This window comes from Stenotrophomonas sp. STEN009, assembly GCF_056760395.1.
In genome coordinates this window covers 22,098-32,493 of record NZ_JBRRES010000040.1, presented here as the reverse complement: position 1 = coordinate 32,493, position 10,396 = coordinate 22,098, and the positions used below count along the sequence as shown (strand labels likewise).

The following is a 10,396-nucleotide window of genomic DNA, read 5'->3' as shown; positions in this document are numbered from 1 at the left end:
ATCTGACACAATCGGGACGTGGCCCGTTCGCGGGGGGGCCCCCCCGCCCATGACCCATGATACCAGGTATATGATTTACGCATGCGCGCCCGGTTACCCCCCCCCCCCCGGTCCCCCCCCGCCCCCCCCCCCCCCCGCCCGGGCACCCCCCCGCCCCGCCCCCCCCCCCCCCCCGGGCCCGCCATCGCCCCCCCCGTGGGGTACTTCACGTCACGCGTGGCTCAGTCGGCCCAGCGACCGGCCCCGGTGGACTGCGGCAGCACCTGCGCCGACAGCGGGCGATCATTGGCCAGCAGATTCACCGCATCGGCCAGGATCGCAGCGGATTCACGCAGCAGCGGGTCCGGTCGCTTCTCGGCGGCCTTCTCACGGGCGGCATCCTTGACGATATCGCGCTCGTTGCCGGTCAGGCCGTCATCGCTGCTGTCATCGGCCAGCGGATCCAGGGCCAGGCCCAGCTCCTTGCGCATGATCTGGCGCTCCTTGCGCTGGGTGTCCTGGCGTTCCCGCTCGGCACGACGCGTCGCTTCATTGAGCGAGACATACTTCTTCGCCGCTTCGGCACGGAACTGCTCGACATCCTCGTTCCACCACACGAATTCCTTGTCGGTGGCGATGCGTGCCTCGTGGCGGGTTTCCAGCTTCGGCAGCAGCGGCGCGAAGTTGCCGTACTGCGTATGCGGCACCGCGGCGATGCGGGTCCACGGCAGGGCATTGTCGTAGGTGCTTTCGCCGAACTCGGTGGCATCGACGCTGGCGGGGAACGCCAGGTCCGGCACCACGCCCTTGTGCTGAGTGCTGCTGCCGCTGATGCGGAAGAACTGGGCGATGGTCAGCTTGACCTGGCCGAAGCGCTGCGTTTCGCCGCTCGGCCAGCGATCAAGGTCGACGATGTTCTGCACGGTGCCCTTGCCGAAGGTGGTCTCGCCGATCACCAGGCCGCGGCCGTAGTCCTGGATGGCACCGGCGAAGATTTCCGACGCCGAGGCCGAACCACGGTTGACCAGCACGGCCAGCGGGCCGTCCCACGCCACGCCCTGATTGCGGTCGCTGTTGACGGTAATGCGGCCGCCCGATTCACGCACCTGCACCACGGGGCCCTGTTCGATGAACAGCCCGGTCAGTTCGATCGCCTCGTCCAGCGAGCCACCACCGTTGTTGCGCAGGTCCAGCACGACGCCGTCGAGCTTGTCGTTCTTGAAGCCCGCCAGCAGCTTGGCCACATCGCGGGTGGCCGACGCATAATCGGCGGCATTGCGGCGGCGGCCCTCGAAGTCCTGGTAGAAGGTCGGCAGCTTGATCACGCCGATCTTCCGCGCCGGCTCGCCATTGGCGGCCGGAATGGTCATGGTTTCACCCTTGGCGGCCTGCTCGGCCAGGCGCACCTTCTGCCGGGTCAGGACCAGGGTGTGATGCTTGCCATCGGCGCCCTCCTCGGCCGGGATGAACTCCAGCTTGACCTGGGTATCCTTGGCACCGCGGATCTTGGCCACGACATCGTCGATGCGCCAGCCGATCACATCCTCGACCACGCCGGACTTGCCCTGGCCGACGCCGACGATGCGGTCACCCGGCTTCAGGGTGCCATCCACGGAGGCCGGTCCACCGGCGATGATCTCGCGGATCACCACCATGTCGTCCTGGCGCTGCAGCTGCGCACCGATGCCTTCCAGCGACAGCGACATCGCCTGGTTGAAGTTCTCGGCGGTACGCGGAGTGAAGTAGTCGGTGTGCGGATCGACCGCACTGGTGTAGGCGTTGAGGAAGAACTGGAAGACATCCTCGCCCTTCAGCTCGTTGACCGACTTCTCCAGCGTCGCGTAGCGCTTGTCGAGCGTCTTGCGGATGTCGTCCGGCTTCTTGCCGGCCAGCTTCAGGCGCAGCCAGTCATTCTTGACCGACTTGCGCCACAGTTCATCCAGCTCGGCATTGCTGGCCGCCCACGGCACCTTCTTGCGGTCGTACTCAAAGCGCTCGTCGGTGGTGAAGTCCGGCTCCTGCCTGAGCAGCTTGCGTGCGTAGCCCACGCGCTCGCCTACGCGCTGCTTGTACACCGCGAAGACCTGAAAGGCCGGCTCAAGTTCCCCGCCACGGATGGCATTGGCGATGTTCGCCTCGAAGGGTGCGAAGCGCGCCACATCGGCCTGGGTGAAGTACTGCTTGCCGCCGTCCAAGGTCTCCAGGTAACGCTTGAACACATCCTTGGAGGTGGCTTCATCGAGCGCACGCGGACGGTAGGCGTACCGGCTGTCGGACAACAGGCCGTACACCAGCTTGGAGGTGGTCACCTGATCGGCGGTCGCCGCAGCCGGCAGCGCCGGCGAATCGGCCTTGGCCGACAGCGCCAGCGGCGCTACCAGCGCCAGGGCCATCAGGAATGCGGGGGCTTTGAATTTCATGAACGTGCTCGAAGGCGCCTTGCCAAGGGGGAGACTGCGTGGTGTTCAGACATCACGACAGTGCCGAAAGTTGCCGGGTTTGTCACCCGTCCGCATCCGGTGGAAAACCAGCCTAGCGGGGCCGGTGTAGCAAATTGTGAATGCAGGCGAAGGCGTGCGGACCAACGGTCCGCGCCCCCACCGGGGTAGGCACCCCCAACGGTATCCGGGGGGGGGGCGGCCGCGCCGGCCCGCCGCGGGGACAACCCCCCCCCCACCCGCCCCCCGCCCCGGCGCAAAGCCCCCCCCCCGCCCCGCCCCCGCCCGCGGCGCCCGCCCGCCGCCCCCCCCCCCCCCCCCCCCCCCCCCCCCCCCCCCGCTACCGGTCAGGAAACTCCGGCGCCCTTGGCCTGCACGTCGGCGTGGTACGAAGAGCGCACCATGGGGCCGGAGGCGACGTGGCTGAAGCCCAGCTCATAGCCGTAGTCTTCCAGCGCCTTGTAATCCTCGGGCGTCCAGTACTTCAGCACCGGGTGGTGGTGCGCGGTCGGCTGCAGGTACTGGCCGATGGTGATCATGTCCACGTCGTGGGCACGCAGGTCACGCATCGTCGCCTTGATCTGCTCGAAGTCCTCGCCCAGACCCAGCATGATGCCGCTCTTGGTCGGCACCTGCGGGTGCTGGGCCTTGAAGTTCTTCAGCAGCGTCAGCGACCACTGGTAGTCCGCGCCCGGGCGCACGTTGCGGTACAGGTCCGGCACGGTCTCGATGTTGTGGTTGAACACGTCCGGCGGGTTCTGCGCGAGGATGTCCAGCGCGCGCTCCATGCGGCCCTTGCCGCGGAAGTCCGGGGTCAGCACTTCGATGCGGGTACCCGGCGACTTCTCACGGATGGCGGTGATGCAGTCGACGAAGTGCTGGGCACCGCCGTCGCGCAGGTCATCGCGGTCGACACTGGTCACCACCACATACTTCAGGCCCATGTCGGCCACCGTCTGGCCGAGGCTGGCCGGTTCGTTGGCATCCGGCGGCTTGGGCCGGCCGTGGGCGACGTCGCAGAACGAGCAGCGGCGGGTGCAGACCTCGCCCAGGATCATGAAGGTCGCCGTACCGTGGCCGAAGCACTCATGGATGTTCGGGCAGCTGGCTTCCTCGCAGACCGTCACCAGGCGGTTCTCGCGCAGCTTGGCCTTCAGGTTCTGGACCGCATTGCCCGAGGGAATGCGCACGCGGATCCAGGAGGGCTTGCGCAGCACCGGTGCATCGGCGAACTGAACCGGCGAACGGTTGATCTTGTCCCCGCCCAGCTGCTTGACGCCGGCCTGCAACGGTGCGGCGGTCGGAATGTCGCCCTGCACGATCTGCAGGGGAATGGTGCGGGCAGTGGTTTCAGTCATGGCAGTTCCGGGGAGCGGTCATGCGGCCGCAGAGAGATCAGGCAGTTCGGGCACGTGCTGCAGCCGCAGGCCGAACTGGCGGGCCAGCTGTTCCAGCAGCACCGTCTTGACGGCATCCATCCCGGACGGCCCGCCCAAGTCTACCACCGAGGTCACCTGCAGCCCCTGATAACCACAGGGGTTGATGCGGTGGAAGGGTTCCAGGTCCATGGCCACGTTGAAGGCCAGGCCATGGAAGGTGCAGCCACGGCGCACGCGGATGCCCAGCGCGGCAATCTTGGCATTGCCAACGTAGACGCCCGGGGCACCTTCGCGGCGTTCGGCACCGATGTTCCATTCGGCCAACGTATCGATGATGGCCTGCTCGATGCGGCACACGTAGTCGCGCACGCCGATGCCCAGGCGCGGCAGGCGCAGCAGCGGGTAGATCACGATCTGCCCCGGCCCGTGGTAGGTGACCTGGCCGCCGCGGTCCACGTGCAGCACCGGGATCGCCCCCGGCGCCAGCACATGCTCGTCCTTGCCGGCCTGGCCGAGGGTGAACACCGGATCGTGCTCCACCACCCACAGCTCGTCGGTCGTCTCGTCAGCGCGCTGATCGGTGAAGCGCTGCATCGCCCGCCAGACCGGCTCATAGGCCTGGCGGCCAAGGTCGCGCACCAGCGCCGGACGCGGCGGGCGGTTTTCCGGAGCGGCGTCGGCCGGGCAGCTGTCGGCTACAGCGTCCACTTCACTTCCGGGTGATCGCGCAGCGCCCGATGGGCGGCGTCGTACTGTTCGCGGGTCTCGGCCTTGAACACCAGCCGGACCGACACGTACTTGCCATTGGACGAATGCTTCCAGCTGATGCGCTCGTTCACGACGTCGAGGCCTTCGGCCTGCAGCAGTCGGGGAAGCTCATGCTCCAGGCCGCAGTTGGCCGGGCCCATGGCGCTGAGCTCGAACTGGCCGGGGAACTGGAAGCCGTGGTCGGGGTTGTCGGACTTGATTTCCATGGACCCATTATCGGGCCGCAGGGCAACAAACCCAAGAGTATTCATCCAGGTCAACACGGACACCGGCAGGCCGCTGCGTTGCACCTGAATTTCCATTCAGCTTCCTGCTGCGCGGGGGCGCGGCACGCCCCCGGCGCCGGTTGTCGTCACGAGACAATGTCGTTTTCGGAACAGACAAGTGACCGGGACGCGCTCGTACCGTCACGCGGGCCGGGGTACCGTGTCGTTGCATATAACGACAGACGACCACCCCTTTCCCCATGAGCATTCCATCCATGCGTAGCGTCGCAGCCCTCGGGCTGTCCGGCCTCCTGGCCGCCGCCCTCCCCCTTGCCGCGCAGGCCGCCGAACAATGCGGCCCCGATGCCATGCGTGAGCACCCGCCGCAGATCAATTTCCGCGTTGACAACGACCTGTTCGGCGGCCGCCACCAGGACCAGGGGTATACCAACGGCGCCGAACTGACCTTCGTATCACCGAACCTCGTCGATTACACCGACGATCCCTGCCTGCCGCGCCTGGCGCGCTGGGTCAACGGCTATCTGGAGCGCCTGCACCCGGGCCGGTTCGAACAGCAGAACATGATCTTCAGCATCGCCCAGGGCATCTTCACCCCGACCGACTTCACCCGGAAGGACCTGATCAAGGATGACCGCCCCTACGCGGGCGTGCTGATCGCCAGCTTCGGCTACAACGCGCGCAGTGGTGATCGGCTGCAGACCACCCAGCTGACGCTGGGCGTTGTCGGTCCGTGGGCCCAGGGCAAGCAGGTGCAGAACGCTGTGCATGAGGTGCTGGGCGACGAGAAGTTCCAAGGCTGGGACAACCAGCTGCACAACGAGCCGCTGGTGATGCTGACCCATGAGCGGATGCGTCGTTGGCCGGGCGATGCCAGCGTCAACGCGGGCGGCTGGGGCTGGGACGCGATCAGCCACTACGGCGGCTCGGTCGGCAACCTGGCGACCAAGGCCAACATCGGTGGCGAAGTGCGCTTTGGCTGGAAGCTGCCGGATGACTTCGGCAGCACGCCGCTGCGTCCTGCCGGCGAGAACACCGCGCCGACCCGCAGTGGCAGGCCGAGCGGCTGGTCATGGCACCTGTTCGCCACCAGCGATGCTGCCTGGGTGATCCGCGACATCACCCTGGATGGCAACACCTTCCGCAACAGCCACAGCGTCGACAAGCGCCACATCGTGGCCTACGGCGGCTACGGAATCGCGGTGATGCGCGGGCGCTGGAAGTTCGCAGCGGCGCGCTACCACAGCACCCGCGAGTTCAATGGCCAGCGCGAGGCGCCGGTGTTCGGCAGCTTCACCATCAGCCGCTCGCTCTAGAACAGTGCGGACGCCCGGTCCGCACGCCGGTTGCAACGGAAAAGGCCGGCATGCGCCGGCCTTTTCCTTTTCACGTCATCGCATGGCGCCGCGGATCATTCCGATTCCCACCACATCCAGAAGCTGTCCCACAGGCGCTTGAAGAAGCCGGCCTGCTCGACGGCAGCCACCGCCACCAGCGGCGCTTCGGCCACCACCTTGCCATCCAGGCTCACCTTCACCGTGCCGATCTGCTGGCCGGCCGTGAACGGCGCTTCAAGGGTCTTGGGTACATCGATGCTCGGCTTCAGATCGTTGTAGCGGCCACGCGGCACGCTGACCAGCATCGGCTGCGCCACGCCCAGCTGCACCTTGTCACTGGTGCCCTTCCACACCTTGTGCTCGGCGACGGCCTTGCCCGGCTCATACAGGCGGTGCGTTTCGAAGAAGCGGAAGCCCCAGTTCAACAGCGCCAGGCTGTCATCGGCGCGCTGCTTCTCGGAGGCGCCGCCCAGCACCACCGCGATCAGGCGCTGGTCGCCGCGCTGCGCCGAACTCATCAGGCAGTAGCCCGCCTCGGAGGTGTGCCCGGTCTTGATGCCATCGACACTGCCGTCGCGCCACAACAGCAGGTTGCGGTTGGGCTGCTTGATGTTGCCGACCTGGAATTCCTTGATCTTGTTGTACGCGTAGGTTTCCGGGTAATCACGCACCATCGCCCGTCCCAGCAACGCCAGGTCATAGGCGGTGCTGTGGTGGCCCGCGGCGGTCAGGCCGTGGGCGTTGACGAAGTGCGAGTTCTTCATGCCGATCTTGGCGGCGTAGCTGTTCATCAGCGAGGCGAAGGCTTCCTCGCTGCCCGCCACGTGCTCGGCCAGGGCGATCGCGGCATCGTTGCCGGACTGGATGGCCATGCCCTTTTCCATGTCTTCCAGGCGCGCGGTCTGGTTCACCGGGAAGCCGCTGTAGCTGCCGTCGGTACCCGCACCGCCTTCGCGCCAGGCGCGCTCGCTCATCATCACCTGGTCATCCGCACGGACCTTGCCGTTCTTGACCTCAGCGGCGATCACGTAGGAGGTCATCACCTTGGTGATGCTGGCCGGCGCCAGCTGCTCGTGGATGTTCTCGCCCGCCAGCACCTGGCCGGTGGCGTAGTCCATCAGGATCCAGGCCTTGGACACACTCGGCACCGGGGCCGGTGGCGTGGCCACGGTGGCCGGAGCCGCAGCGGCGGCAGGTGCAGGTGCGGCCGGGGTCGGCAGCGGCGTCTGGGCAGAAGCCAGGCCCACCACCAGGGTGGCGGCCAGGGCGGTGGCGGCGGAACGGAAATTCATTGGACAGCGGGCTCCAGGGACGGCCGGGAATGGAGGGGGAACAGAATGGCCATTGTAGGCCGGGGGGGCCCGGGCCGGCAGCACCGACCCGGGCGGGATCAATCCTTGACGATCTGCGGCGATCCAAGGCCCAGACCGGCGATGCGGCCGACAAGTTCCGCGGCACTGGCATGGTCGCTGGCGGGTACGCGCAGACGGAAGAGCGTGCGGCCACCGGCGGCGATGTCGCTGATGGTCGCGCCGACGATGCCGGCCGCATTGAGCTGGCCCATCGCACGATTGGCATTGTCACGGTTGGAGAAGCTGGCCACCTGCACCATCACCGCACCCACCACCTGCTGCGACAGCGTGGGGCTGCTGGCCGGTGCCGCGGAAGCGCGCGGCGCCGTGGCGGCGACCCTCGCCGGCGCAGCGGCAGGTGCCGCAGTGCGGACGCCCACTGCACTCGGCGGCAGGCTGCTGACCGCCACGTCCGGCGGCGTGCTGACCACCGCCTGCGTGGTGGCCGGCTGGCCCCGCGTCGGCACCGCATCGGCAGGCAGGCGTTTGACCAGGCGGTCGATGTCGCTGTCGGCCGTCGGGCGCGTGGCGACAGTGCTCGCCATCGTCGTCGCCGCACCGGCAGCGGCGGCGGCTTCGGCCGCCCGGCGCTCGCGGCGCGACGGCTTCTGCGCCAGCAGATTGTCCTCACCCGGCTGCAGCGCGCGCACCTCCACATTGCCGGTTCCGCGCTGGGTGATGCCCAGGCGTACCGCAGCGGCATAGCTCAGATCGACCACGCGGCCATCGTGGAACGGGCCCCGGTCATTGACCCGCACGATCACCGACTCGCCGTTGTCCAGGTTGGTCACGCGGGCGAAGCTGGGCAGCGGCAGCGTCTTGTGCGCAGCGGTGAACTGGTACATGTCGTAGACCTCGCGGTTCGAGGTCAGGCGGCCATGGAACTTGGCGCCGTAGTACGACGCCGTACCGCGCTCGACATAATCGCGGGTATCGTCGAGCACCTTGTACGACTTGCCCAGCACCACGTACGGCGACTTGTTGCCGATGGCCGAACGTGTTTCAGCCGTCACTTCCGGCTCGGGAATGCAGGCCACGTTCGGAATGTAGGTCGGCGTGCTGTCTTTCACGCCCGGCCGGTACAGGCCGCCGGCGGTGTAGTTGCCCCGCGTGTTCGGGTCTTCCTTGGCCGCCGCATAGGGCGATCCCTCCGGACAATGCGCCGGGCGCGTGCCCCTGCCCTGCACCACCGTACCGGAAGGCGTTCCACCATGGCCGGCGGTGGCCGGCTTCTTCGGCGCGCTGCTGCAGGCGGCCAGCGCGAGGACGATCAATCCAGGGACCAGCCATCTGATGTTCATGCCGGGGGCAGCTCCTGTCCGGCGATGGCCTGCGACAACTGGAACACGGCCATCGCATACATCTTCGAGAGGTTGTAGCGGGTGATCGCGTAGTAGTTCTGGAAGCCCAGCCAGTACTGCTTGCCGGTGCTGCCCTCGAGCGTAACCGGAGTGGCCGTCGCACCCGGCTGTACCGGTGCGGCAGGCTGATAGCCACGCTGGGCCAGATCGGCCAGCGACCAGGTCGGTGCCCACTCGGTCGGATTGAATTCCTCGCGCCCCGGAGCGAGTGTCGCCGGCACGGCCACCTGCCCGCCCCGGACCCAGCCTCCCTTCTTCACGAAGTAGTTGGCAATGGAGGAAAACACGTCGTCGTAGCTGTTGAACAGGTCACGGCGACCGTCGCCGTTGCCATCCACGGCATAGTCCAGGTAGCTGGACGGCATGAACTGGCCCATGCCCATCGCACCGGCATAGCTGCCCTTGAGCGTGGTGATGTCGAGTTTCTCCTCGCGGCCCAGTTCAAACAGCTTGGCCAGTTCATCACGGAAGAACAGCTCGCGGCGCACCTCGCGTTCCAGCTTCTCCGGATCGCCGCTGCGCGGGTAGTAGAAGGCCAGCGTGTACAGCGCATCGAGCACGCGGTGGTTGCCGGCATTCCTGCCATAGCTGGTCTCCACGCCGATGATCGCCACGATCACCTCGGCCGGAACACCGGTGCGCTGCTGCACGCGATCCAGCTCGGCGCGGTGTTCGGCGAGGAAGGCACGGCCCCCCTCGATGCGCGCCTTGCTGATGAACATCGGCCGGTATTCGTTCCAGAGTTTGACCCGTTCGGCAGGGCGCGACATCGCGGCGATGATCGGCTGGCGCACCTGCGCCTGGTCGAGCACGCGACGGATCTCGTCGGGCTGGAGTCCGTAACGCTTGGCGGTATCGGCGATGAAGGTGGCGCGCGCAGTCTCGAACGGAACCGGCGTGAGATCGACCGGCGGCGCGGTGGCGGCGGTGGCTTCCGGCGCGGCCTCGGCCGGTCCCTTGGGCTTGGTGGCCGGATGGCGCGGCGTACTGCTGGCCTGCGGTGAAGACGGTGGAGATGTCGGCTGGGTCGCGCAGGCGACCAGGCCGAGGGTAAGCATGCAGGCCAGAGTGCGTCGAATCATCGTCGCAGGTTAGCAGGTCATGGATGAATTAAAACCCCTAACACCATGAATCACAACGATTTGCTTGCAAGCAGTCGAAATTGTGAAAACGATGTGAGCGATCCATCGTATTCAGTTGAGAGGTTGCCGGTTGCGTCCCCATCCCCGCAGACGCAACCGGCGACCGGATCCGGTCGATACGCGCGCGGCTGCCGCTCCCCAGTGGCAGTACCCCGCGCGCCCTGTATCCGTTGGATCAGTACTGCTTCCCGCCCGACGCCCCCTCGCGCTGCAACGATAGACGGCGCGCCGTGCCGAACGGGCCGCCATTGTGCAGGCCGATTGCGACAAGTCCATTGATCAAAATCAACGCAGCGTAAAAGTGTGAACTAGATAACGTTTTTTTAGGGCTTTGGTCAGCGGACCTGCTGTTGCGCGTCGTCATGGGAACGCTTCCATGAAGGGCGTTGCGCAAGCGTTGGACGGCCCCGGCCTTG

General features: G+C 67.0%; 9 protein-coding genes. 1 reads left to right on the top strand and 8 read right to left on the bottom strand.

The annotated features are described in order from the left end of the window. Window positions 1-221 precede the first annotated feature (221 nt). The 4 genes from ACVOMM_RS16170 to ACVOMM_RS16155 all read right to left on the bottom strand — a co-directional run bounded on the left by ACVOMM_RS16170 (window position 222) and on the right by ACVOMM_RS16155 (window position 4,770). Window positions 222-2,399: a carboxy terminal-processing peptidase gene (locus ACVOMM_RS16170; RefSeq protein WP_481526499.1), complete on the bottom strand. Its 2,178-nt coding sequence runs from the start codon at window positions 2,397-2,399 to the stop codon at window positions 222-224. A 365-nt stretch (window positions 2,400-2,764) separates the two neighbouring features. Then, window positions 2,765-3,775, bottom strand: coding sequence for a lipoyl synthase (lipA, locus tag ACVOMM_RS16165; RefSeq protein ID WP_065175161.1), 1,011 nt, complete (start codon window positions 3,773-3,775; stop codon window positions 2,765-2,767). Window positions 3,776-3,793: 18 nt separating this feature from the next. Then, window positions 3,794-4,504, bottom strand: a complete 711-nt coding sequence (gene lipB / locus ACVOMM_RS16160) for a lipoyl(octanoyl) transferase LipB (RefSeq protein WP_053519632.1) — start codon at window positions 4,502-4,504, stop codon at window positions 3,794-3,796. After that, window positions 4,492-4,770, bottom strand: a complete 279-nt coding sequence (locus ACVOMM_RS16155) for a DUF493 family protein (RefSeq protein ID WP_481526498.1) — start codon at window positions 4,768-4,770, stop codon at window positions 4,492-4,494. The genes lipB and ACVOMM_RS16155 overlap by 13 nt, the downstream gene beginning before the upstream one ends. Before the next feature lie 275 nt (window positions 4,771-5,045). Here ACVOMM_RS16155 and ACVOMM_RS16150 point away from each other — a divergent pair, with 275 nt between their 5' ends. Then, a complete protein-coding gene (locus ACVOMM_RS16150; RefSeq protein ID WP_181452106.1) occupies window positions 5,046-6,104 on the top strand; it encodes a lipid A deacylase LpxR family protein in 1,059 nt (352 codons plus the stop codon). Window positions 6,105-6,199: 95 nt separating this feature from the next. On the opposite strand, the gene ACVOMM_RS16145 is transcribed toward ACVOMM_RS16150, so the two are convergent. From ACVOMM_RS16145 to ACVOMM_RS16130, 4 genes are all read right to left on the bottom strand, one after another. Next, window positions 6,200-7,417, bottom strand: coding sequence for a D-alanyl-D-alanine carboxypeptidase family protein (locus ACVOMM_RS16145; RefSeq protein ID WP_053519634.1), 1,218 nt, complete (start codon window positions 7,415-7,417; stop codon window positions 6,200-6,202). 98 nt (window positions 7,418-7,515) lie between these two features. After that, window positions 7,516-8,778 carry a septal ring lytic transglycosylase RlpA family protein gene (locus ACVOMM_RS16140; protein ID WP_481526497.1) on the bottom strand — a complete coding sequence of 421 codons (1,263 nt, stop codon included), beginning with the start codon at window positions 8,776-8,778 and terminating at the stop codon, window positions 7,516-7,518. Beyond that, a complete protein-coding gene (mltB, locus tag ACVOMM_RS16135) occupies window positions 8,775-9,920 on the bottom strand; it encodes a lytic murein transglycosylase B (RefSeq protein WP_481526496.1) in 1,146 nt (381 codons plus the stop codon). The genes ACVOMM_RS16140 and mltB overlap by 4 nt, the downstream gene beginning before the upstream one ends. 235 nt (window positions 9,921-10,155) lie before the next feature. Next, on the bottom strand, window positions 10,156-10,344 hold the full coding sequence (locus tag ACVOMM_RS16130) for a hypothetical protein (protein ID WP_154582383.1): 189 nt from the start codon (window positions 10,342-10,344) through the stop codon (window positions 10,156-10,158). Between the last annotated feature and the right edge of the window lie 52 nt (window positions 10,345-10,396).

What these genes read in the sequence shown, in the direction of transcription:
- ACVOMM_RS16170 (WP_481526499.1), bottom strand. Translation starts at nt 2,399, where the DNA reads ATGAAATTCAAAGCCCCCGCATTCCTGATGGCCCTGGCGCTGGTAGCG.
- lipA (WP_065175161.1), bottom strand. Translation starts at nt 3,775, where the DNA reads ATGACTGAAACCACTGCCCGCACCATTCCCCTGCAGATCGTGCAGGGC.
- ACVOMM_RS16155 (WP_481526498.1), bottom strand. Translation starts at nt 4,770, where the DNA reads ATGGAAATCAAGTCCGACAACCCCGACCACGGCTTCCAGTTCCCCGGC.
- ACVOMM_RS16150 (WP_181452106.1), top strand. Translation starts at nt 5,046, where the DNA reads ATGCGTAGCGTCGCAGCCCTCGGGCTGTCCGGCCTCCTGGCCGCCGCC.
- ACVOMM_RS16145 (WP_053519634.1), bottom strand. Translation starts at nt 7,417, where the DNA reads ATGAATTTCCGTTCCGCCGCCACCGCCCTGGCCGCCACCCTGGTGGTG.
- ACVOMM_RS16140 (WP_481526497.1), bottom strand. Translation starts at nt 8,778, where the DNA reads ATGAACATCAGATGGCTGGTCCCTGGATTGATCGTCCTCGCGCTGGCC.
- mltB (WP_481526496.1), bottom strand. Translation starts at nt 9,920, where the DNA reads ATGATTCGACGCACTCTGGCCTGCATGCTTACCCTCGGCCTGGTCGCC.
- ACVOMM_RS16130 (WP_154582383.1), bottom strand. Translation starts at nt 10,344, where the DNA reads ATGACGACGCGCAACAGCAGGTCCGCTGACCAAAGCCCTAAAAAAACG.